We start from the raw sequence: 23,719 nt of genomic DNA, 5'->3' as shown, positions 1-23,719 counted from the left end.
CCAGGGAAGGTGCTTGTGCCAAGCCTCACGGCCGTACGCGACCTCCCTGCCCCCAACCCTAGCTGGCTTGGAGTCGCGTGCATGCAGCAGACCTTGGTATGGAAACCATGGCATAACCCCGGCGTGGAAAACCTGCGCCTGAATATCGACGAAAACGGCATCCAGGCCACCAGCCACCTGATGCAGAGCCTGCGCGGCCACAGCATCGCCGCCACCTATGTGCTCAACTGCGACCCGCGCTGGCGCTTTCGTCGCCTGTGGCTGAAAGTCGACAATCACGGCCAACGGCGCATCGACCTCAAGCGCGATATACGTGGCAACTGGTTCCATAACGGCGAACCACGACCCGACCTGCAAGACTGCCAGCAGGTCATGCTCTCCGACTCGCCCTTTACCCACACCCCGGCCCTGCAGCGCTGCGCCCTGGAAAACGGCCAGAGCGAACAGCTGCAGGTGGCCTATGTCGACCTGCTGACGCTCAAGATCGAAGCCCGCGGCCAGCGCTACCAGCACCTGCGCCAGGAAGGCGACACCACCCTGTACCGCAGCGACCCCGAAGGCCTGCAGAGCTGCGAACTGGCCGTGGACGAACACGCCCTGCTGGTCAAGGCCAGCGACCAGTTCCTGCGCCTGAGCTCGCGGGATCTCAGGCTCAATACCTGGGTCTGAGAAGTCGCAGAAAGGCCCCGGGCCTATCGCAATACTCCAGATAGATGCAGACCTGGTGTGGGAGGGGCTTTCGGCTCTGGCATCCTGCTTCGCGATCCACATGGATGTGGTGAATGCCGCAGGCCCGCCGGGAGCGGGTGCGGCCCTACCTCCTGCATCCATGCAGCCGCAGCCGCAGCCGCAGCCGCAGCCGCGATACAACCCCTATAAAGCTCGCCGCTGAAGCGCCTCCCACGAGGTTTCGCCATCACCTTAGGTTCCCGCCCCAGGCATAAAAATGCCGCTCACTTGATCCAAGTGAGCGGCATTGCGGCTTACATCGAGGCGTTGGGTAGTTACAGCCTTACTGACCGTCGAGATAACGCTCAACATCCAGCGCCGCCATGCAGCCGGCCCCGGCCGAGGTGATGGCCTGACGATAGACATGATCGGCCACGTCGCCGGCGGCGAACACGCCCGCTACGCTGGTGGCGGTGGCATTGCCGTCGCGGCTGCCACTGACCTGCATATAGCCATCCTTCAAGGCCAGTTGGCCCTCGAACAACGTCGTGTTCGGCGTATGGCCAATGGCGACGAACAGGCCATCGACTTTCAGCTCATCGCTGCTGCCATCGTTGTTCTTTACCCGCACCCCGGTCACGCCCATGTTGTCACCCAGCACCTCATCGACCTCGGCGTTGAGTTTGAGCACGATCTTGCCTTCGGCGACCCGCGCCTGCAGCTTGTCCTGCAGGATCTTCTCGGCACGGAAGGTCTCGCGGCGATGCACCAGGGTCACCTTGCTGGCGATATTGGCCAGGTACAGCGCCTCTTCCACCGCGGTATTGCCCCCACCGACCACCGCCACTTCGCGATTTCGGTAGAAGAAGCCGTCGCAGGTGGCGCAGGCCGATACGCCTTTGCCCATGAATGCCTCTTCGCTGGGCAAGCCCAGGTAACGGGCGCTGGCTCCGGTGGCGATGATCAGCGCATCGCAGCTGTAGGTGGCGCTATCACCCACCAGGGTGAAAGGCTTGCCGGCCAGGTCCACGGCATTGATGTGGTCGAAGACGATCTCGGTCTCGAAGCGCTCGGCATGCTCCTGCATGCGCTGCATCAGTGCCGGGCCAGTCAGGCCGTGGACATCGCCCGGCCAGTTGTCCACCTCGGTGGTGGTGGTCAGTTGGCCACCGGCCTGCATGCCGGTGATCAGCAAGGGTTTGAGGTTGGCCCGGGCGGCGTACACGGCAGCGCTGTAACCGGCAGGGCCGGAACCCAGAATGATCACGCGGGCATGGCGAGTGGCAGACATCGTTAACTCCTCTCCGGCACGGCCGGCGTAATAAAAGGGGCCCCCGTCGCTCAGGGACAGACACACGCGACAGGAGCCCGATAACAGGGAAAACCCGACAATGCCGCGCAGCCTAGGGGCACGCGCGTCATAGAGGAAATACCCTTTAGCAATTCCCTACATAGACGCGCCCTATGACAGCCCGCCACGGGCATGCAATCACGCCCCGACGCTTTCCCCTGACCGGCAAAGCCGGTAAGGTCGGCGCGACTTTTATCTCGCGGAGACCGCCCCATGCCTGCCCCCGTGCTCACCGGCCCGCAGTACCTCAGCGAAGGCCTGAAGCTGGTCCTCAGCCCCGGCCTGCGTCTGTTCGTGCTGCTGCCGCTGACGATCAATCTGCTGCTCTTCGTCGCCCTGATCGGCTTTGCCGTGCAGCAGTTCGGTGGCTGGGTCGACACCTTTATGCCCAACCTGCCGAGCTGGCTGAGCTTTCTCGAATACGTGCTCTGGCCGCTGTTCGTGGTGTTGGTACTGCTGATGGTGTTTTTCACCTTTACCCTGCTGGCCAATATCATCGCCGCGCCCTTCAACGGCTTTCTCGCGGAAAAGGTCGAGGTGGTGGTACGCGGCCAGGACGACTTCCCACCGTTCAGCTGGGCCGAGCTGGCAGCCATGGTGCCGCGCACGTTGGGCCGCGAGATGCGCAAGCTGGGCTACTTTCTGCCGCGCGCCATCGGTCTGCTGATCCTGACTTTTATCCCGGTGGTCAACCTGATCGCCGCGCCGCTGTGGCTGCTGTTCGGCGTGTGGATGATGGCCATCCAGTACATCGACTACCCGGCGGACAACAACAAGATGAGCTGGCAGGACATGCTCGCCTGGCTGCGTGAGAAGCGCTGGCAGAGCCTGGGTTTTGGCGGCATTACCTACGCCGCGCTGTTGGTGCCGGGCCTGAATATCCTGATGATGCCGGCGGCAGTGGCCGGTGCCACGGTGTTCTGGGTGCGTGAACGCCAGGAGCAGGCGCTCACGCCCACTCCCTAAGTTCTCACTCTACGGGCTGGCTGCGCTCGAGCACCGCGCGCAGCGCCTGCATGGATGCCAGGGATTCGCGCTCGATACGCCGCCCCAGCAGCAGGCGGTTGGCCAGACGCATCAGCATGCCGTCGAAGCCGTACTCCAGGGTGCGCACGAACTCACAACCGCCCTCCACTTCGATGCACTCGTAGGTCAGCAGCAGCGCCAGACCGTGATCGCCACGGGCGCTGGCCTGCCAGCGGCGGGCCGGCTGGTAGTCGAGTACGTCCCAGCGCAGATGGCCGCTACGGCCGCCGGCGTGGATGTCCTCCTCAAATACTTCACCGGCGAGCAACGCGCCATCGCGGCCGTAGATGCGCAACGACGACGGGTGCCACTCGGGCCAGTGGACCGGGGCGGCGGCATAACTCAGCACCTCATCGGCTGAACGGGCGATATGCACGCGATGCTGCTGGCGATTCTGTTTATGGGTCGCCTCTGCTTCCCAGTGCAGGGTGCCGTACAGCCAATCCATCAGCGGGTGAACGATGCCGAAGTTGCGCGACTGCATCAGCTCACGGCGATGATGCAACGCATGCAGGCGGCGCATCTGGCGAATCCACGGCAGGCGCGACACCGGGTGCTCGGCCGGCAGGTGTTCGCAGGCATGCACCAGCTCATAGGCCATGTAGCCCAGCAGCATGCTACCGGCGAACAGCGCGGCGAGGTTGCCGTCGATCTGTGCCAACAACCACCAGCTACCCAGCAGCGGCAGGCTGTAGAGCACGATCAGCCAGGCCGGAAAGAGGATCACCCGCCAGTCGCGCGGCGTCTCGTAACGCATCAGGCCCTCGACGAAGAAGCTGTGGTGATCGCCGGTATGACGCTTGTAGAACAGCTGGCCGAAGCGCGTCTTGTTGTGCCCCAGGCGCTTGTGCACCTGGTACTCGCCCCAGCTGAAGAACACCAGGCTCAGCGGCACCAGCAGCCACTGCCAGGCCGGCACCGCATCCAGGGTCCGCCACAGCAGGCCCAGGCAGGTCAGGCCGTAGGCCAGCACGAAGGCGGCATGCAGCCAGGGGTTGTACAGCGGATGGATGGCAGCCCGATAGCCTGTGCGGAACGCCTGGGCATTGTCGTTGTTATAGGCCATGGCAAGGCTCCTGTGCGGATTGACAACAGTCTAGGCCCGGTCAGATCATTCGAATAATGGATATTTAAAAAGAGCATTATTCTTGATAACGAATTTGCGCCAACTCGACCTCAACCTGCTGCTGGTCTTCGACGCGCTGATGCAGGAAGGCAACCTGACCCGCGCCGCCGAGCGCCTGCACCTGAGTCAGTCGACGGTGAGCAATGCCCTCGCCCGCCTGCGCCAGCAACTGGGCGAGGAGCTGTTTCTGCGCACCGCCCGCGGCATGACCCCCAGCGCCCGCGCCCAGGCCCTGTATGTACCGGTGCGTCAGGCCCTGCGCCTGTTGCAGACCGGTCTGGGCCCGGCCGAGCCCTTCGACCCGCAGACCCCGCATGCCTTCAGCCTGTCGCTCAACGACTATGCCCAGGCCGCGCTGCTGCCCATGTTGCAGGCGCATCTGGCGCGAGTCGCCGCGCAGGTCGAGCTGCTGGTGCAAACCGATGATGCCGACAGCCTGGTGCAACGCCTGGAAAGCGGCGCGCTGGACCTGGCCATCGACTACCTGCACTTCGAAGCGCCCGACCTGCACTATGCGCCCCTGCGCGAAGAATCGCTGGTGGTGATCGGTCGCGCCGGTCACCCGGCTTTCGTCGGTGGGCTGAGCCTGGACGACTACCAGCAAGCGCGTCATATCAGCGTGACACCGCGCGCCGGGCGGGGCTCGCCGCTGGAGATCGTCCTCGGCTCAGCCAGGGTGCGCCGCCAGGCGGCGCTGCACTTGCCCAACTACCTGCCGATCCCGGCCATCGTCGCCCAGACCGACCTGCTCGGCACCGTGCCCGCGCGCCTGGCCGAGGCCTTCGCCCCGGTGCACGCGCTGGAAATTGCGGCGCTGCCCTTCGATATGCCGCCGGTGCAGGTCAGCCTGATCTGGCATCGCCAACAGCACCTCGACCCGGCGCACACCTGGCTGCGCCAGCAGCTGATCGAGCTGCTCGACTGAAACACAAGCGCAACCCAAACGTCACAGTCACTACATAACAGCGGCCGACACTGCTGCCATGACTACAGCCTCCCTGCATATCGCGCTGATCAGCGAAACCTTCCCGCCGGAAATCAACGGTGTGGCCAACACCCTCGGTCGCCTGGTCGAGGGCCTGCGTGGCCGCGGCCACTGCGTGCAACTGGTGCGTCCACGACAGAACAGCGACCCGCACGGCGCAGCCGATCAGGCACTGTTGCTGACCCGTGGCTGGCCGCTGCCCGGCTACCCCGGCCTGCAATGGGGCCAGTCGTCCATGCACAAGTTGCTGCGCAGCTGGCAGCGACAGCGTCCGGATGTGCTGTATATCGCCACTGAGGGGCCGCTGGGGCTGTCCGCCCTGCGCGCCGCGCGGCGCTTGCAGATCCCGGTGGTCAGCGGCTTTCATACCAACTTCCAGCAGTACACCGGGCATTACGGCGTCGGCCTGCTAACCCGCCTACTGACCAACTACCTGCGCTGGTTTCATAACCGCTCGCAGATGACCCTGGTGCCCAGCGTCAGTCAGCAGATCGAGTTGCAGCGCCGCGGCTTCGAGCGCCTCGAACTGCTCGCGCGCGGCGTCGACAGCCAGCTGTTTCACCCGGCCAAACGCTGCGACAGACTGCGCGCCAACTGGGGGCTGGCAGAAGGCGATATCGCCATCCTGCATGTCGGCCGCCTGGCCGCGGAAAAGAACCTGGCCCTGCTCAGCAAAAGCTTTCAGGCGCTGCAACAGGCGCACCCGCAGCGGCGGCTGAAACTGATCCTGGTCGGCGACGGGCCGCAGCGCGCCAGCCTCCAGCAGCAACTTCCCGAGGCGCTGTTCTGCGGCCTGCAACGCGGCGAAGCCTTGGCCGCGCACTACGCCTCGGGCGACCTGTTCCTGTTCCCCAGCCTCTCGGAAACCTTCGGCAACGTGGTGCTCGAGGCCCTGGCTTCGGGACTTGGCGTGGTGGCCTTTGACCAGGCCGCGGCGGCGCAGCATATCCGCCATGGCCACAATGGAGCCCTGGCGGGCGCGCAGGACGAGCAGGGCTTTATCCAGGCGGCCAACGGCTTGCTGAACGATGCCGAAGGCCTGCGCCGGGCCCGCCTGAATGCCCGCCGGCACGCCGCCGGGCAAGGCTGGGCGGCGATAGTCGAACTGTTCGAACAGCACCTGCGCAGCGCCATGCAGCCAACCAACGACATGCCCGTCATGCATTCGCGGCCCTAAGCGGTGTCTTCAGGCCGATAGCGCCCCAGCCGCCTTGACCCAGCGCACCCACTGGGCGCGAGTTGGCGGCCATAGATGCCTGCACGATCGCCTCACAAAGCATATGGCTCTGCCACCGGGACGCACACCCAGAACGGGTCATACAAGATCAAGCGACCACAAACAGATTTACATTACCAAATGATAAGAACTACCATTTGGTAATGTAAATAAAACCGCTGCAGACCTTATGACCCATCACTGCTCCGCCCTCGCCCGCCAACACCATGGCGAAGAGGCCTGCGCCCCCGCTCAACGCTGCACCCTCGTCCCGCCCCGCTGCACCCCGACACTTTGCACGCCCAGGGTGTCCGCAGCCTTCGCCGGCGAAGACCCTGGCCTGCTGCACAGCGCCTTGAAGGCGCGGCTGCATGACCTGAAATCCATCTCTGAACCTTGATGAAGTGCCCATGACCCCGACCGTTCGATTGTTTTCCCTGCCACTCAGCCTCCTGGCGCTGGCCATCAGCCATGCAGCCTGCGCCGAAGAAACCAGCCCACAGAAAGTCCTCGCCCCGATGGTCATCAAAGGCGACGTGCTGAGTAGCGCCAGCGATAAAGAAGTGCGCACCTATGCCGGCAGCCGCAGCGTGGTCGACAGCGCAGACCTGAGCAAAGCCAGCGTGCGCGGCCTTGACGACGCCCTGCAGCGCGTCCCCGGGATCAAGGTATTCGACGAGACCGGCACCGGTGCCCTGCCGCAGATTTCCGTGCGCGGTCTGTACGAGAGCCGCAGCGGCCGCGCCCAGGTGCTCTCCGACGGCATCCCGCTGTCGCTGGCACCCTATGGCCAGACCAGCCTCTCGCTGTTCCCGCAGACCCTGGCCACCGTCGAGCGCATCGATATCGTCCGTGGCGGCGCGGCGGTGCAGTACGGGCCGAACAACGTCGGCGGGGTGATCAACCTGATCAGCAAGCCGATCCCTCGCACCTGGGAAACCACCCTGCAGGAAAAGGCCACCTTCGCCCCCGGCGGGCGCAGCCTGTGGGACAGCTACATCGGCACCGGCGGCTACCTGACCGACAACTTCGGCCTGCAACTGGACCTCAACACCGTCAGCGGCGAATACGGCCGCGAACATTCCGACAGCGAAGTGCAGAACTATCGCCTGCGCGGCCAGTGGGACATCGACGACACCCGCAGCCTGAGCTTCGGCGTGCAACGCTATATCGCCGACCTGGACCTGGCCGGAGCCCTCAGCGTCGCCGATTACAAGGACGACCCGCGCCAGTCGACCCGCGACCTCGACCGTTTCGAAGGCGATACCGACCGCGTCTGGGGCACCTACAGCCAGTACCTGGGAACCATCGGCCCCTTCGATGCGGTGGAATTCAGCTGGAGCAACTTCGCCCATCACAGCTATCGCAACTTCCAAGTCGGCCTGCCCTTCACCCCGGATGCCGAACCGACCACCTTTCAGGACGCCCCGCGCGACTTCCGCGTCTGGGGCAGCGAGCCGCGCCTGAGCCTGAGCATCGACGGCGATAGCGTCAGCCAGACCTGGCTGCTCGGCGCGCGCCTGGTCAAGGAAGACGTCGACTTCAAGGTCAACCGCGAGAACCTCAGCAGCGGCGCGCACAGCGTGATCCGCGACTGGACCTTCGACGACGAGGCCAAAGCCGTCTACCTGAGCAACGAGATCAAGCTGCTCGACGATCGCCTGACCCTGACCCCCGGCGTGCGTTACGAACACGCGCGCATGGAGTATGCCGATGGCGTCAGCGGGGTCGAGCGCGAAACCGTCGCCGAGGAATGGCTGCCCGGCCTGAGCGCCGGCTACCAGCTCACCGACCAGTGGTTCGTCTACGCCAACGCCCAGCGCTCACTGCGTTTGCCGCAGATCACCTCGATCGTCAAGGACGGCGATGTCGCTGCCGAACTGGCCTGGAACTACGAGAGCGGCGTGCGCTACACACCCTGGAACGGCCTGCGCGTCGACCTCGGCCTGTACCGCATCGATTTCGACGACCAGATCGAATACAACCGCAGCAACGACCGCTTCGAGAACCTCGGCAGCACCCGCCATCAGGGCATCGAAACCGAAGTGTTCTGGACCCCGGCCGTACTGCCGACCCTCGATCTGCACGCCGGCTATGCCTACCTCGACAGCGAACAGCGTAGCGGAGAGTTCAAAGGCAACGAAGTGCCCTTCGCCTCTGCACACCAGCTCACCGTCGATGGCCGCTACCGCTTCGCCGAAAACTGGACCTATACCCTCGACGGTCTCTACGTCAGCAGCGCCTACACCGACGCGGCCAACAGCCACGCCGAGGATGCCGCCGCGACAGTCGGCGAGCTGCCCGCCTACTGGCTGTGGAACACCGCCATCGAGCGCGAGTTCAAGCTCGACGACGGTAGCCTGCTGACCACCTCCGCCGGGGTCAGCAACCTGTTCGACCGCCAGTATTACTTCCGCGGTATCGACACCAGCCCCTGGGGCCGCCAGCCGGCACCCGGCCGCACCCTGACCCTGGGCGTCAACTACCGCTTCTGATCCGCACCCTTCGCACCTCGGCCCCTTACCCCAGGGGGGCCGTCCCGCCTACGCCTGCCAGCCGCCCCGGGCCGTCATCGACGGCCCGGACGGGCGGTGCCTGACGCCCATCAAGCCCCAGCCACCACGGAGCAGGCATTTAAAGCAGCACATCCAGACGCCTGACCAGCCGTACCTCCTGCGCGCTGATAGCCGCGCCATAGGCCAGCACTTCAACACCCGCATCGACCGCCTCACGCAACGCGGCGGCATAGGCCGGATCGATTTCCGCGGCCGGGCGCACCGCATCGATACCCGTCAGATTCACGCAATACAGCTGCACGGCACGGGTGCCGGCGCGGGCCAGCGCGGCCAGTTCGCGCAGGTGTTTGCTGCCACGCTCGGTGCGCGCATCGGGAAAGGCGGCAACACGACTGTCGGCAAAGCCCAGGGTGACGCTTTTGACTTCGACAAAGGCCGCTCCCTCTGGATAGTCCAGGCGGAAATCGATACGGCTGCGTTCCTGACCGTAAGGCACTTCGCGCTTGAGGCCGGTAAAGCCGTTCAGCTCGGCAATCAGTCCGCCGCGCAGGGCCTCCTCCACCAGGGCATTGGCGCGCCCGGTGTTGATCACCGCCAGGCGGCCATGGGGCGTTTCGCCAATCTCCCAGGTGCCCGGCAACTTGCGTTTGGGATCATTGCTGCGGCTAAACCAGATGCGCGCGCCCTCACTCATGCAGTTGAGCATCGAGCCGGTATTGGCGCAGTGGATGGTCAATAGCTCACCGCTGGCGGTCTCGATATCGGCGAGAAAACGCTTGTAGCGGCGCAGCAGTCGTCCTTCTTCGAGGGGGGGATCAAAGCGCATCGTGCTTCCAGCTGTTCAGGCCACGTTTGATCCGGTCAACCGCCTGTTGCAGGCGCGACAGATCCTGGGTGTAGGCAAAACGCACATGCTGCGCCGCCAGATGGCGACCGAAATCCAGGCCCGGGGTAAAGGCCACGTGCTCGGTCTCCAGAAAGTGCTGGCAGAAGGCGAAGGCATCGCCCCCGAAGGCGCTGATATCGGCGTACAGGTAAAACGCCCCCTGCGGCTCCACGGCGATCTTGAAACCCAGCTCGCGCAGGGCCGGCAGCAGGAAATCGCGGCGGCGCTGGAACTCATGGCGGCGCTGTTCGAGGATCTCCAGGGTCTGCGGCTGAAAACAGGCCAGCGCGGCATGCTGGGCCATGCTCGGCGCGCTGATATAGAGGTTCTGCGCCAGCTTCTCCAGATCGGCGACCGCTGCAGACGGCGCGACCAGCCAGCCGAGCCGCCAGCCGGTCATGCCGAAGTACTTGGAAAAGCTGTTGAGCACAAAGGCCTCGTCATCCGCCTCGAGCACGCTGGTGGCGTCCACGCCGTAGGTCAGGCCGTGATAGATCTCATCCACCACCAGATGCCCGCCCCGCGCTTTCAACGCCTGGGATAGCCCCGCCAGCTCGTCACGGGCCAACAGCGTGCCGGTCGGGTTGGCCGGTGACGCCACCAACGCACCAACGCTGTCCTGATCCCAATAGCGCGCCACCAGATCGGCGGTCAGCTGATAGTTCGCCTCGGGTCCCACCGGTACCAGCTGCGCCGCGCCCTCCACCAGGCGCAGGAAGTGGCGGTTGCAGGGGTAACCGGGATCGGCCAGCAGCCAGTGCTTGCCGGGGTCGACCAGCAGGCTGGTGGCCAGCAGCAGGGCCCCCGAGCCCCCAGGGGTAATCAGAATCCGCTCAGGGTCTATGCTTAGCCGATAACGCTCGGCATAGAAGCCGGCAATCGCCTCGCGCAGGGCCGGTAAACCGCGCGCGGCGGTGTAGCGGGTATGGCCATCGGCCAGGGCGGCCTGGCCCGCGGCGACTATGGGTGCGGCGGTGGTGAAGTCCGGTTCGCCGATTTCCAGGTGAATCACATCATGGCCTGCAGCCTGCAACTGATTGGCGCGGGCCAGTAGCGCCATCACGTGAAAAGGTTCTATGGCGCGGCTGCGCGCACTGTAGGACGGGGCCATGGAGCTGCCTTCAAATGGATTAAGGCGCGGATTCTAAACCAAGGCCTGGGCGAAACGTCAGTCACCACGACAACAGGGAGTGGCGCCGTGCGAGTCGATCTGGTAAGTTCGCCCGCTTGCAGCCGCAGGGCCAGTTCTACTCGACGTAGGATCGGCAAGGGACACCGTCCTGCGCAGTGGATTAGAGAGAGTGAGAGGCGGTCATCCATGCCCACCAAAGCAAAAGCAAAAAGCAGCCAACTGACTCGTGGTTTCGAGCCCTATAAAGAAGTAAAGGGCGAGGAATATATGGGTGAGCCGATGCGCGCCCACTTCACCGGCATCCTCAACAAGTGGAAGCTTGAGTTGATGCAGGAAGTCGACCGTACTGTGCACCATATGCAGGACGAAGCGGCCAACTTCCCCGATCCAGCGGACCGCGCCAGCCAGGAAGAAGAATTCAGCCTGGAACTGCGTGCCCGTGATCGCGAGCGCAAGCTGATCAAGAAGATCGACGAAACCCTGCAGTTGATCGAAGACAACGATTACGGCTGGTGCGATTCCTGCGGCGTCGAGATCGGCATCCGCCGCCTCGAAGCCCGCCCCACCGCCACCCTTTGCATCGATTGCAAGACGTTGGCGGAAATCAAGGAAAAACAGATCGGTTCCTGATCTGACCCAGAGGGTGCTTCGGCACCCTCTGTTGTTTCTGTCTCCCTGTGTGTGCCACGGCAAATGAACACACCTGCCTATATCGGCCGCTTCGCCCCCACCCCTAGCGGTTACCTGCACTTTGGCTCACTGGTCGCAGCCCTTGCGTCCTACCTCGACGCGCGCGCAGTAAATGGCCGCTGGCTGCTGCGCATGGAAGACCTCGACCCGCCCCGGGAAGTCCCCGGCGCGCAGAGCGCCATTCTCAAAACCCTGGAAAGCTACGGCTTACAGTGGGATGGCGAACTGGTGCACCAGAGCAGCCGACATGCCGAATATGCCGCCCTGGTCGATGACTTGCTGGCGCGCGGTCTGGCCTATGCCTGCACCTGCTCGCGCAAGCAGCTGGAAGGCTATCAGGGTATCTATCCGGGTTTTTGCCGGGGGGCCGGGCATCCTCGCGCCAATGCAGCGATTCGCCTGCGCGTAGCCGAACGGAGCTATGGCTTCACCGACCGGGTACAGGGCCCTTACAGCCAGCACCTGGGCCGCGAAGTCGGCGACTTCGTGATCCAGCGCCGCGACGGGCTATACGCCTACCAGCTTGGAGTAGTGATTGACGATGCCTGGCAGGGTGTAACCGACATAGTGCGCGGTGCCGACCTGCTCGACTCCACCCCGCGCCAGCTCTACCTGCAACAACTGCTGGGCCTGCCGCAGCCGCGCTACCTGCACGTACCCCTGATCATCCAGCCCGACGGCCACAAGCTAGGCAAATCCTACCGCTCGCCACCGCTACCGGCCGACCAGGCCACTCCCCTGCTGATCCGCGCCCTGCGCACCCTCGGCCAGCCAGTGCCGGAAGGCGCAACCTACGGTCAGCCACAGGAACTGCTGCACTGGGCCAGCCAGCACTGGAACGCCGAACGCATCCCGCGCACCCGCACCCTGGCCGAGGCGCAGCTGCGCTAAGAGCCGGAGTGCTCTGGTCGGATCTTGATTTGTGGCTGGGCTGGGTTAAATGGCGACGAAGTTGCAGAGGTCGCTAGCCGGCGACCGTGATTGAAGCCGTGCTCGGCGATAGCCAAGCTTTTGATGCCGCACAGGCAGCCCTGCTGCCTGTGCGCGCCCGACCGGAGTGGGCTGACGGCTGTTACAGAAATCAGGCCTGCCTAGACTTGGCGGCATGAAGCAGCGCCACCGCCATCTCTTTAATCTCCGTCCGCATATACAGCTTCTCAAGCCATTGAGCAGGAATACCCGACTCGCCATAGAACGCGCCGGCTAACTGACCGGTTATCGCTGCGGTGGTATCAGCATCATCGCCAAGGTTGGCCGCTTCCAGGATGGCCGACTCGAAGCTTTCCGAACGCCAAAAACACCATAACGCCGCTTCCAGCGAGGCAACGCTATAGCCCGTGCCAGCAATTTGCTCGCGGGTCTTAGGCATATATTCCCCAGCCGCGATGCTGCGAACCTTATCTTCGCTAAAGGTTGTCTGCGAAGCGCCGAGTATTTCGGTCTTGGACTTGCCTGACAAAGCCTTGGCGATCAGCTCTCCGAGCAGTTGGCAGCACTCGGTCGCTTCTGGGGCAGAGTGGGTTGTGCATGAGCTTGCCACTGTGAATTTGGCGACTTCATGAGGGGATGGGTAGTAGAAAAGCACCACAGGAGCGAGACGCATAAGTGAGCCGTTGCCAGCTGTATCTGGCTCTATGGAACCGGCAAAGGGTTGATTCGTTTGCTGGTACTTCAGGAGCGCTTGCCTGACTGTATTACCTATGTCAAAGCACTCGCCTGTGGAGCTCATATAACCCCATTGCCACCAGTTGAGATACCGTCCCATCTGATCTTTGGCATCGAAGCCATTCTTCGTCAGCAGGCTTTCCGCAAGGCATAGGGCCATTGATGTATCGTCAGTCCACTGGCCCGGTACAAGATTAAATGGGCCTCCTCCGACCATATCTACGAGCGGGCTGAACGTACCGCGGGGACAAAATTCCACTGATGTTCCCACTGCATCGCCGCAAGCCAAGCCCAGCAAGCTTCCTGCGTAGCGATCTGAAAGGCCAGGTGTCATCTGTCATTGTCCATGGTCTGGTTGAGTCGAATTATGGTGCTACCGGGCCAACCTGGATAAGCCTTCAATGATGGGCCGTAGGATCAATACGCAACGCCCGACCAGTATCATTTGCTAGAATATTACTTTAACGAACCGAGCCATTTCTTGAAAAAATCTGCTTGCTCTTCCGGCCCCTTAACGATATCTGATTCGTCGTAATCGAATATATTTACAATATCTTTTTTCAACGTTTGCTCGCCCAGCTTTAATTCATAGGCTAATAGCCCATTAGCCATCTGTGACGACATTCTAGATGGATACACATTTCTCTTTGCTCCCTTACACAAAAACACTATGTTTGGCAGCGACGCTCTTATCTGTGAGAAACATTCAAAAAGATTACTGCCAGAGCTTTTGATAGAGGAGCCGTCAGCAAAATGGACACTCAAGGCTACTGGGTCAGTCTCATAGAGAACCTCTGCAGCCTCGACATTCCGATTATTAATTATAGTTATGTATTTAGATCCCATGATTTTCACTTGAGAGATGGGTTTGACTTGGCGTTACACCCAGAACAACCTCTCTGGGCATGGGGTTTTCCGCCTCGTCGCTCGGTAGTATCTGATCAGCGCCCCTGTTAAGACTTTATTACTTCTACGGCACCTAATTTTGTTTTTATTTGCTTGACAAAAACATCTTTACTAGGGAGCCCTGTATTATCTATTAAATTTATAAACCAGTGGGCATCCAGCTCTGTAAATAATCCGCCCCATCTGACCTCTCTTGCAAGTGATTCCTCTAGTACCGCCCCATTAAACCCATGACCATTGCCCTCAATAAACAAAAAAGTGTTTTCCTCATAGCAATAGCCAATAATTTTTGGCCAATCTGGGCTATTTGGAAGCACCGGATCAACGGTCTTCTGCGCTATCACATAGAATTCTTTCATTAGTTATTCTGGCGGACATCCATTTCCGAAGCCTAGATGAGAAATCTACTTACTGATTTCACCATTCGAATTTTTAGTAAAGGCTGCAAGCTATAGTTAAATTGCTTCAGCCTACTTCGCGGCTAACAACCATGCCTCGCATTGATTTGCTTTTTCATGATCAGACATTGCATGCGAGAACTTTTTATCGAGCTCTTCGAATTTGGCTGGCGTATTTTCACGATAAAATATTAACCACCCGTCTCGTCCTTCGTGCTCAATCAGATAGTTATGTCCACCTTTATTGACAGTAATCGACCAAGAGGAGAAAAAATCTGGATGATCAGAAAACTGCACTATTTTGAAACCGCACTGCACGGCTATGCCATGAAGCTCACATTGACTTATCGGCATAAGACTCCAAAATAAAAGTCAATAACCGAACTACACTCAACTCCAGCAACAATGTAGGCTTTACTTGTCAGTGGTAATGAAAAATTCACTAGGAGCGGTCCAGCTAATCATTGTGAATTTCCCACTGAGAAGGCCAGTATCTCGAAGATGCTCAAACACTTCAGATGGACACCACTCTCTTCCATCAGAGAAACAAACATCCATATCTCTCAATCTGCTAAAGATTTCAGCTTTTTTCTCATCACCTAGAGTTACTATCTTGTATTCATTTAAGCCAACATCATTTATAAATCCAATATCTACTAATTTACCTTTTATCTTTGCATCTAGGATTTTTACTCTAACAAAATTGCCATCTGACTTTGTCACATATACTTTGACTGCATTCATTTAGCGGGCACCTCTGCTGTAGTAAAGACATTTGGCGAATCAGTCGTAGGAACTTAACCAACAAGCATCTCAGATGCACTCTCAAGGAGATGATTGCCCAGACCTTCAAACATGTCATTGCCAACTGGCAGCTTTCTCCGCACGCGTTTTTGCCACTCCATTTTTTAAACCATTACAACACCTTGCTTGCCCCCCATACATCTCGATATCATTCCGCCCAGCCAGACACAACCCAAATATAAAACTCAAGATCGGATCAACACCATTAACAGGACCGAACTACACGCCCCACATATACCGACGCGCTATTTATTGAAATACGGGAGGAGTAATCTCCCGATGAATATACAATGAGTAATTACTCCTTATATGCTCAGATAATTCGGCTGTTTGCTCAATACTAAGACTGCACTCATCACCATCCAGCAAGAAGGTCCTAGGATAATCTATTTGGTCAAAGAAAATCACAGTAATGACTTTTCTCCCATCAAGCAGATACAAATTGAAATCCCAGTCTTTTTTATGTAGAAGCTCTATCGTACTCATAATTTCTCTCCTGACCCTATATCCGTAGCGATGTAGTCGACGTCTTTCCCCATGCCTTCTGTTTTAAGAATGGCCTCAGACTTTCCGGTAGGGAGTTTACCTCCAGGAATCCACTGCGGGTTAGTTCCAAACTCGTTACCTGATGGCATTTCTGGTCGATATTTATCAGTAACTAGAAAATCAATCCGAATGAGCGAACCATTACCTAATTGCTCTCGGGGTATCCCTAGGGACTCTGAAATACGACCAACATCCCCATCGCTTTCTTTTAACAAGGAGTCTATATCATCTTTTGTACTTACATACTCAGTTCGGCCTGTATCAGGCTTACCAATACCATATTGCTCATAAGCATCTTTCAAAACAATTCTTGATGAGCCACCACTGAACTCATCCAAATGTGAATTTATATAGCTTTTCGGCAAATATGTTTCCGGAGCGGGTCTCTTCCCTTTAGGTTGAGTAACTATCTCGTCGATTTTTTCTTGGGAAATCGGCGGCAGATCACCTCTAGGACAATCCCCCTTCACCCCAGCCAACCCCAACGGATCCACCCACCCCGTCGGGTTGTTCACATACTGGTAGTTATTCAGTCCACCCGCCAGCTTGATCGGGTCGGGGGTGAGGTAGCTGCCGGTGTTGGGATTGTAGTAGCGGTGGCGGTTGTAGTGCAGGCCGGTTTCCGCGTCGAAGTACTGGCCCTGAAAGCGCAGGGGGTTGTCGACTTCGGCGATTTCCAGTTTGGCGACGTTGCCGTAGGCGCGGTATTTCACCGACCAGAGGATCTCACCGGCGGCGCTGGTGAGTTCCTGCGGGGTGCCGAGGTGGTCGAGCTGGTAGTAGAACGGCTCGGCCTCTTTACCCTTGCCCTGGAGCATGGCCAGGGGGCGGAAGCTGCCGGGTTCGTAGATGTAGCTGCGGTACTGCTCGGGGTCGCTTTCGGCGATCAGGCGGTCGCCTTGCCAGAGAAACTCTGTGGTCTTGCCGTCGACGACTTTAGCGATGCGCCGGCCGAAGGCGTCGTAGCGGTAGCTCACCTGGCTGCCGTCGGGCAGGCTGGCGCCGATCAAGCGGTGTTGGCTGTCGTAACGGTAGTCGGTGATCAGCCGCTGACCGGCACCGCGGCGTTCACGCATGAGGTTGCCGAAGGCGTCGTAGTCGAAGTGACGGTCGCCCTGCATCAGCAGGCGGTTGCCTTTGACATTGGCGCGGTCGTCGGCGACGGCACTGCTTTGTGCCAGCAGGGTGCCGGCCGGGTCGTGGGCGAAGCTTTCCGGGGTGTCGCCGCGCACCGCCACCAGGCGATCCAGCGGGTCGTAGTGGAAACTCTTGCTGCCTTTGCGCGAGTCGTCGATGCCGGCCAGGTTACCGTTGGCGTCGTAGCGGTAATTGCGCTGCAGCACGCGTTGCTGTTCCTGGCGCAGGCTGTGGGCGCGCAGGCGGCCTTGTTCGTCGTACTGGTATTCGCTGAGCAGCGCGCCCTGCTGGCGGTACTGTTCGCGCCCGCCCGCAGTAAATTGGTGGGCAGTCAGTGACTGGCCGTTGAGGTCGATCGCGGCGAGCGTACCGCCGCTCTGGTGGCGGTAGTCCAGGCGGCTGCCGTCAGGTAGACGGCAATGGCTGAGCTGGCCGAGGGCGTCGTACTCGTAACGCAGCGTGGCCCAGCCCTGGTGTTCTTCGATCAAGCGATCCTGCAGGTCGTAGCGGTAGGCCAGCGGCCACTGGCCGTCGTCGACACCTACCAGGCGGCCGAGGGCGTCGTAGGCGTAATGCACCTGCTCGCCGTCCGGCAGGGTTTTCACCAGCAGGCGTCCGGCGGCGTCGCGTTGGTAGGCGGTGATCAGCTCGCTGCCGTTGTCACCAAACTCCTTCTTCTCGATCAGGTGGCCGTTGAGGTCATAGGCGTAGGCGGTGCTGCGCCCGTCGAAGGCGGTTTCGCGCTGGATCAGGCCATTGGGGTGGTAGTCCAGTTTGTAGTGCTCACCGCGCTCGTTCTCGATCTCGGTGAGCAGCAGACGAGCATTGTCGTAGCGGTAACGCAGCTGGCTGCCGTCCGGGTTGATCCGCCGGCTGACCAGATGCAGGCCGTCGGCGTATTCGTAGCGAGTAACGCGGCCGAGTTCGTCGCGCTCGCCGGTGACCTTGCCGTAGGCGTTGTAGCTGAAGGCGCGGGTGCAGCCGCCGGGCAGGGTGATTTGCGCCAGACGACCCACGGCATCCCACTGGTACTGGGTGATGGCACCGCTTTCGACCTGGCGGGTGATCTGCCGGCCCTGGGCGTCGTAGCGGTAGCGCCGCTCACCGCCACTCGGCAGCTGTTCCTCGATCAACTGGCCCAGCGGGTTCCAGGTCAGTTTGTGCGTGCTGCCATCGGGGTGGCTGATGGCGAGCAGGCGACCCTGGGCGTCGTAGCTGTAGCGGGTGGTGTGGCCGTGGGGGTCGGTTTGCGCGGTGATATCGCCCTGGGCGTTGCGCCGGTATTTCCAGGTCGCCTCGCCGCGCTGCACCGCGCTGACGAAACCGTCGCGGTATTCGTAGGCGATCGGCTGGTCTTCCGGCGGGATCACGGCGGTGAGGCGGCCGGCCTCGTCGTAGCGGTATTCGGTGACGCCGCCGAGGGCATCCTGCTCGGCAATCAGTTGGCCTTTGTCGTCGTAGGACTTGAGGGTTTGTGCACCGTCCGGGTCGACCTGCTTGATCAGCCGGGCATTCTCGTCATGCACATAGACTTGCTCGCTGCCATCGGCGTTGAGCACCGTGACGCCGCCCTTGTCGCCCCAGACATAGCGCGCTTCCATCTGCTGGAAATTGGCCCAGTGCCTCACGCAGCGAGCCTGTTTGCCTGCGCCTTGCCATTCCCAGTAGAAGGCCGCGCCGCCGGCCAACTGCCGCTCAAGGATGACGTTGTCTTCGTCGTAGCGATAGCACTCGGTCTCGCCGAGGGCATTGCTGGCTTCGAGTAATTGCCCTTGCGCGTTGTAGCGGTAGCGCACCAGGGTTTGTTCGGTCTGCCAGCTGTGCTCTTCGCTGTCCGCGGCGCGCTGAACCTGATAGTCCACCGCAACGATATGCTTGCCCTCGTAGCGCAACAGCAGGGAGCGGCCCGCCGTGTTGCTCAGGCGCTGAATGCGCCCCACCAGATCGCGGCCGAGGTTGATGCGGTTGCCGTAGGCATCGCTGATGGCAATCAGGTAACCGCCCTGGGCGTCGCGGCGGAAATGATAGAAGCGCGGCGTCTTGCCGGCCTGAGCGAGGATCAGCTCGGCGGGGTCATCGCCCAGATAGATGGCGGCGCGCGACAAGCGGTTGGTGATCGCCGGGCGCTGTTGGCTGGGTATTGGGAAGCGCGTGCGACGGTTCTCATGATCAGTCCAGACCAGCTCCTCGCCGTCAAGGTCCAGGCGGTGCGCCAGGCTGTGGCTCCAGCCATAGCCCAACCCGCAGTCGATCTCTGCGGCACTGGTGCGGTACAGGCGGCTCCAGGGAAAGCTCAGCAGGCCGTCCAGTTCGCCATCGGTAAGGGTCAGCAACTCCTCACCGGTCACCATCGACACCGGGCATTTGTCGGTGCAGGTCTTGTCGGCGCTGTCCGCCGCTTTATCGTTGGGGGTTGTCGCCGGTGTCGAGGCATCGTCCACCGCTTCCGCTTTCGTCACCCGGGTGTTTTGCGTCTTGCCGCGTTTCACGCTCAGGGTATCCGGCTCGGTCAGGTCGATACCCTGGGCCGGGCTCTTGACCTGCAGCGTGGTCTTTTGCGAACTATTGACCAGCACTTCGCCGCGCGCGGCCAGCGGCTTGACCGCCTCGGCATGGGGTTTGAGCGCATGGCTGGTGCTCACGTCGATCAGGGTCTGCACGGCTTTTTTCAGCTGCCCGGCGGCTCCGTTGCTGAGCCCCTTGGTCGCCTTGACCGAATAGCGCACAGCCAGCCCGGCACCGCCGGTCAGGACGATGCCCAGCAGAATATCCAGCAGCAGGCCGGTAAGGACTTGCCCAGTGAGCTCCGCCACGGTGGTAGGCGGCAGCAGTTGCACCCAGCACACCACTGCGGAGGCGTAGAGGAACATCAGCGGCTCGTCGCTGACGATCATCAGCAGGGTGTGCATCAAGTCCTTGGCCTGGGCCTTGAGCTTCTGGAAATCAGCTTCGGAGATAAACGTCAGCAGCTTGTCGTAGTACTTATCCAGATTGGTAAGGATCTCGAACAACATCTTGACGTCGTCCCAGAGCGCCATCAGGGCCTTACCCATGCCATCGACAAACGCCTTGCTGATCTGCGCCAGGCGTTTGGGGTCACCAACCGGTGCCAGCAGCTTCCACTGCGCGGCGATGCTGCCGCTCCATTCCGCCTGCAGCCAGTCGTGCAGCTTGCTGATAACGCCGTCATAGGAGGCGTAGAGGGTATCGACCTCGCGCTGGCTGACGTTGGGGTAGAAGCGGATGCGGTACTGGCTGTTGGGGATACAGCCGTTGATGCTGCCCATGCCGTTGGCATCGAGAGTACCGGTAATTTTCTGCGGGCTCTGGCCGCTGAAGATCGAGAGCTGCTGCACTGCCTCGAAGGGCGTATTGCCGATGGGCACGAAGTTGGCGGAATCGAACGCATGCAGCAGCTTGAGTTGCCCGTTGGCGGGGCAGGATGCATAGGCGCTGATCGCCCCGGTTTTATCTTTGTCGGCCTTGATCGGCTTGATCTCGTCGCCGATGCTGAACTTCTGCTGGGCATCGAGCGCCCAGCCGGTCAGCAGGCTGTCGGCCAGGTCCTTGTAGCGCTCCATGCTGTTGCGCTTGAAGTCGCCAATGATCTTGGCTGCGTCGGGTTCCTGCACCGTCAGGCCGTGGAGCATGAACGAGCCATAAAGGACGTTGCTGATCATCGAGTCAGTTCCTGTTCCAAATGGGCCTTGAAGCGCCCAGCTAAAGTGTCTTCCGTGTGCTGGCCGTGCCGAACGAAGTGCTCGGTCTTCAGCCGCAGGTTGGGCTCGGGAAAGGCGAAATACAGCTCGGCGTGATCCTCACGCAGCCACTGCATCAGGTTGTCGACTAGCGGGGTGCGGTCTTGCTCGTTCAGTTTGTCGAGCAAGTCCGCCGGTACTTGCCACCAGGGATAGGGCTTGGCCGGTGTCAGCGCTGGTAGAGTGACTTCCAGTGCCTGGCCGTTGATCAGGTAACGGTCGAATACCGGCAGCAGCTCGCCGGCCTTGGTGCCCAGCTGACTGAGGATCGGCAGCAGATGACGGCCATCCCAGAAGCGGAAGAACACCTCGCTGGCATCCGGCATGCGCACCTGGGTCAGGCCCTTGAGGTGGTCGAGCACGGTTTGTGCCGGGTAAGGCGAGCTGGCCAGCCAGCCCCAGTCTTCTTCGCCCGCCTGCTCGATCCAGTCGAGGAAAGGGCTGTCAGCTTGCAGCTCGCCAAGAAACGGCATCACCGCCTGCCAGTCCGCATAGGGCGTGCCGTCCCAGATGGGCAGCGGCGCAACGGCCAGTTCTTGCTGGTAATAGGCGTGCAGCGGGTTGACGTCACTGGCGCTGCTCATCACCACGTAGAGGTGGCTGTCGCCGTGGCGGGGTTGGCTATTCAGCCAGTCACGGGCACTCAGGCGCTTAGATGGCACAGGCACCGTCCTTGCACTTCTCGCACTCTTCACAGAACGGCGCGTTGCGCTTGAGCGTTTGAATCTGTGCAGGCGTTAACAGAGCACCTGCCTTGTCCGTATCCGCCGCTTTGACCTTGCCCGGCCGAATCGGCGCTGCGCCCGAGCCTTTGCCCGGTGCGCCGCCAGAGTTGAACTTAATGATCGGCCCGACCAGGGTGATGCCGCCGGCATCGAGTTTGATAAAGCTGCCGGCGGCTTTGAAGGTCAGTTCGCTGCCGGCTTCGAGCACGACTTTCTGGCCGCTGGAGAGGTGGATCTCGCTGCCGGCGTTGATAAATTGGCCGGTGCCGATCTTGATGTGCTGGTTGTTGCCGACGCTGAGGTGGTCGTTGGCTTTGACCTCGCTTTTGCGGTCGGCGTGGGTGGTGCGGTGTTCTTCGGCTTTGAATTCGCTGTAGCTGTTGGCCTCGACCGTGTCGTGGCGCTGGTTGCCGATGCGGATCTTCTGGTCGTGCTCGATGTTTTCGTCCCAGTCGCGCTCGGCGTGGATGTAGATCTGCTCCTCGCCCTTTTTGTCCTCGATGCGGATTTCGTTGTAGCCGCCACCGCCTGGGCTGCTCAGGGTCTTGAATACGCTGCGGGTCTTGTTCGCCGGCAGGTCGTAGGGGACGACGTGTTCCTTGTGGTACAGGCAGCCGGTGACCAGCGGCTGGTCGGGGTCGCCTTCGAGGAAGGTGACCAGCACTTCCATGCCAATACGTGGGATGGCGATGGCGCCGTAGCGGTCGCCGGCCCAGCTCGACGATACCCGTAGCCAGCAGCTGGTCTTGTCGTCGGCCTGGCCCTCGCGGTCCCAGAAGAACTGCACTTTGACCCGGCCGTATTCGTCGCAGTGGATTTCTTCGCCGGCAGGTCCCGTGACCACGGCGCTCTGGCTGCCGAGGATGCGCGGCTTGGGGTGGTCCAGGTTGGGGCGGTACGGCACCGTCCAGGGCGTGGCGGTGAAATGGTTGCGGTAGCCTTGGATGAAATCGTTGGTGCCTGTTTGCCCCTCACCCCAGCCCTCTCCCCCGAGGGGAGAGGGAGCGCTCGTGATGGACTCTTCCAGCACCTGCGGCTGTTTACCCTCGTGGTGGATTTCGCTGAGCAGCCAGAGGTCGTTCCAGCTGGGGCGTGGGTGGTCGGTGAAGGCGAGAAAATGCCCCGACACCAACAGCGTCTGATCGCTCTCGCCCTGGGCCTGTTCGAAGTCGTGGCGGTGGCGTTCGAGCGCGCGTTGGCTGAGGTGCTTGCCGCGCTCGCGTTCGACGAAGCGGCCGGGGTAGTCGTAGTCCTCGAGGTCCGGGGCGAACTCGCTCTTGGCCTCGGCCTCCATCAGCAACTTGGGCTTTTCGAAGTCGTAGTCGCGGCGGGTCACCCGGCTGGTACGGGTTTCCACGCGCACGCCGAAACGCTTGATCACCGGGTCGTCGGCGACCAGGCCGCTGTCCTGCTGGTAGGCGGTGGGTGCCAGTTTGGGAAAGACGGTTTGGTCGTCGCCAAAGGTCAGCACGTGGCCTTGGTCGCTGTGCTGAAAGTGGTAATGAATACCTTCTTCCTCGCACAAACGCTGAACGAAGTGCAGATCGCTTTCGTCGTACTGCACGCAGTACTCGCGCTCGGGGTAGATCGAGCCGAGTTGGAATTGGTAGGCGTTGGCCTGGATGCCGTGCTCTTCGAGCACTTGGCTGATGATCTTCTCCACCGTCAGGTGTTGGAAGATGCGTTGATTGCAGCGGTGCGCCAGGTAGGCCAGCTGCGGGCGCAGGGTCACGTGGTAGCGGGTCAGACGTTTGCCGGATTCGCCCTGGGCGACGCGGTAGATCTGCCCGTGGATGCCGTTGCCGGCTTGCGATAACGCCAGAAAAGCCGATTGGTGCAGCAGGCTTTCCAGGTCGAGGTCGGGACGTTCGCTGACCAGTTCCAGCTCGAACTCAAAGGGCTGGCTGATCGCCTCGCGGCCGCTGAATTCGAGCACCTGCAGATCGTGCGCGAGGCCTTCGATGCTCAGGCTGAAATGGGTCTGGTTGGCAGGGGCGAACATTCGTTGTTCCTCCGTTCCATGAGCCTGGGCTCTGGGAGTTATCGATCCATGAATAGGCCAGCCATTTTACGAGCGCATCGAACTGGCGGCTGGGCGCATTCGACGTTTCTGCATGGCCATCGCGCTGAAACGCAACGGCCAGGACGATGCCTGGCCGAAGCGGTTTTGACGCGAACTCAAC

The 23,719-nt window shown here is 61.1% G+C and carries 19 protein-coding genes; 7 read left to right on the top strand and 12 right to left on the bottom strand.

Annotated features, from left to right (window positions below; genetic code table 11):
• Nucleotides 1-81: 81 nt before the first annotated feature.
• Entirely contained in the window at nt 82-669 is a 588-nt protein-coding gene (locus AACY13_RS05560) for a putative glycolipid-binding domain-containing protein (RefSeq protein WP_339459875.1), read from the top strand.
• A gap of 343 nt (nt 670-1,012) precedes the next feature.
• Here the strand turns inward: AACY13_RS05560 and trxB are convergent, their stop codons facing one another.
• Nucleotides 1,013-1,960, bottom strand: a complete 948-nt coding sequence (gene trxB / locus AACY13_RS05555) for a thioredoxin-disulfide reductase (protein WP_339459874.1) — start codon at nt 1,958-1,960, stop codon at nt 1,013-1,015.
• A 273-nt stretch (nt 1,961-2,233) separates the two neighbouring features.
• Between trxB and cysZ the strand changes: the two genes are divergently transcribed.
• Nucleotides 2,234-2,986 (top strand): sulfate transporter CysZ, encoded by a 753-nt coding sequence (gene cysZ / locus AACY13_RS05550; protein ID WP_339459873.1) that lies wholly within the window; start codon nt 2,234-2,236, stop codon nt 2,984-2,986.
• A gap of 4 nt (nt 2,987-2,990) precedes the next feature.
• Here the strand turns inward: cysZ and AACY13_RS05545 are convergent, their stop codons facing one another.
• Complete coding sequence (locus AACY13_RS05545) at nt 2,991-4,112, bottom strand: SRPBCC family protein (protein WP_339459871.1); 1,122 nt, start codon at nt 4,110-4,112, stop codon at nt 2,991-2,993.
• A gap of 82 nt (nt 4,113-4,194) precedes the next feature.
• Between AACY13_RS05545 and bsrA the strand changes: the two genes are divergently transcribed.
• From bsrA to AACY13_RS05530, 3 genes are all read left to right on the top strand, one after another.
• Nucleotides 4,195-5,097, top strand: coding sequence for a LysR family transcriptional regulator BsrA (gene bsrA / locus AACY13_RS05540; protein ID WP_339459869.1), 903 nt, complete (start codon nt 4,195-4,197; stop codon nt 5,095-5,097).
• A gap of 58 nt (nt 5,098-5,155) precedes the next feature.
• On the top strand, nt 5,156-6,334 hold the full coding sequence (locus AACY13_RS05535; RefSeq protein WP_339459868.1) for a glycosyltransferase family 4 protein: 1,179 nt from the start codon (nt 5,156-5,158) through the stop codon (nt 6,332-6,334).
• A 449-nt stretch (nt 6,335-6,783) separates the two neighbouring features.
• Nucleotides 6,784-8,868, top strand: a complete 2,085-nt coding sequence (locus tag AACY13_RS05530; protein WP_339459866.1) for a TonB-dependent receptor family protein — start codon at nt 6,784-6,786, stop codon at nt 8,866-8,868.
• A gap of 139 nt (nt 8,869-9,007) precedes the next feature.
• On the opposite strand, the gene sfsA is transcribed toward AACY13_RS05530, so the two are convergent.
• Nucleotides 9,008-9,715: a DNA/RNA nuclease SfsA gene (sfsA, locus tag AACY13_RS05525; protein ID WP_339459865.1), complete on the bottom strand. Its 708-nt coding sequence runs from the start codon at nt 9,713-9,715 to the stop codon at nt 9,008-9,010.
• Nucleotides 9,705-10,886: a pyridoxal phosphate-dependent aminotransferase gene (locus tag AACY13_RS05520; protein WP_339459863.1), complete on the bottom strand. Its 1,182-nt coding sequence runs from the start codon at nt 10,884-10,886 to the stop codon at nt 9,705-9,707. The genes sfsA and AACY13_RS05520 overlap by 11 nt, the downstream gene beginning before the upstream one ends.
• Nucleotides 10,887-11,093: 207 nt before the next feature.
• Here AACY13_RS05520 and dksA point away from each other — a divergent pair, with 207 nt between their 5' ends.
• Complete coding sequence (dksA, locus tag AACY13_RS05515; RefSeq protein ID WP_305623958.1) at nt 11,094-11,537, top strand: RNA polymerase-binding protein DksA; 444 nt, start codon at nt 11,094-11,096, stop codon at nt 11,535-11,537.
• A 63-nt stretch (nt 11,538-11,600) separates the two neighbouring features.
• Nucleotides 11,601-12,488 carry a tRNA glutamyl-Q(34) synthetase GluQRS gene (gene gluQRS, locus AACY13_RS05510; protein ID WP_339459858.1) on the top strand — a complete coding sequence of 296 codons (888 nt, stop codon included), beginning with the start codon at nt 11,601-11,603 and terminating at the stop codon, nt 12,486-12,488.
• Between the two features lie 190 nt (nt 12,489-12,678).
• Here gluQRS and AACY13_RS05505 read toward each other — a convergent pair whose 3' ends face one another.
• From AACY13_RS05505 to tssI, 8 genes are all read right to left on the bottom strand, one after another.
• Entirely contained in the window at nt 12,679-13,596 is a 918-nt protein-coding gene (locus AACY13_RS05505) for an ADP-ribosylglycohydrolase family protein (protein ID WP_339459856.1), read from the bottom strand.
• Between the two features lie 122 nt (nt 13,597-13,718).
• Nucleotides 13,719-14,108, bottom strand: a complete 390-nt coding sequence (locus tag AACY13_RS05500; protein WP_339459854.1) for a hypothetical protein — start codon at nt 14,106-14,108, stop codon at nt 13,719-13,721.
• Between the two features lie 107 nt (nt 14,109-14,215).
• Nucleotides 14,216-14,527 carry a hypothetical protein gene (locus tag AACY13_RS05495; RefSeq protein WP_339459853.1) on the bottom strand — a complete coding sequence of 104 codons (312 nt, stop codon included), beginning with the start codon at nt 14,525-14,527 and terminating at the stop codon, nt 14,216-14,218.
• A 111-nt stretch (nt 14,528-14,638) separates the two neighbouring features.
• Nucleotides 14,639-14,920: a hypothetical protein gene (locus AACY13_RS05490; protein ID WP_339459851.1), complete on the bottom strand. Its 282-nt coding sequence runs from the start codon at nt 14,918-14,920 to the stop codon at nt 14,639-14,641.
• Between the two features lie 60 nt (nt 14,921-14,980).
• The gene (locus tag AACY13_RS05485) at nt 14,981-15,310 is read right to left on the bottom strand and encodes a hypothetical protein (RefSeq protein ID WP_339459850.1); all 330 of its coding nucleotides are present in this window, start codon (nt 15,308-15,310) and stop codon (nt 14,981-14,983) included.
• 542 nt (nt 15,311-15,852) lie between these two features.
• Complete coding sequence (locus AACY13_RS05480; protein ID WP_339459849.1) at nt 15,853-20,733, bottom strand: RHS repeat-associated core domain-containing protein; 4,881 nt, start codon at nt 20,731-20,733, stop codon at nt 15,853-15,855.
• Complete coding sequence (locus tag AACY13_RS05475) at nt 20,730-21,473, bottom strand: DUF4123 domain-containing protein (protein WP_339459847.1); 744 nt, start codon at nt 21,471-21,473, stop codon at nt 20,730-20,732. The genes AACY13_RS05480 and AACY13_RS05475 overlap by 4 nt, the downstream gene beginning before the upstream one ends.
• Complete coding sequence (tssI, locus tag AACY13_RS05470) at nt 21,463-23,538, bottom strand: type VI secretion system Vgr family protein (RefSeq protein ID WP_339459845.1); 2,076 nt, start codon at nt 23,536-23,538, stop codon at nt 21,463-21,465. The genes AACY13_RS05475 and tssI overlap by 11 nt, the downstream gene beginning before the upstream one ends.
• Between the last annotated feature and the right edge of the window lie 181 nt (nt 23,539-23,719).

Origin of the sequence: Pseudomonas sp. EA_105y_Pfl2_R69 (assembly GCF_963970915.1) — a bacterium.
Taxonomy (GTDB): domain Bacteria; phylum Pseudomonadota; class Gammaproteobacteria; order Pseudomonadales; family Pseudomonadaceae; genus Aquipseudomonas.
The sequence above is the reverse complement of the archived record's forward strand: the minus strand, read 5'-3'. Positions and strand labels throughout refer to the sequence as shown.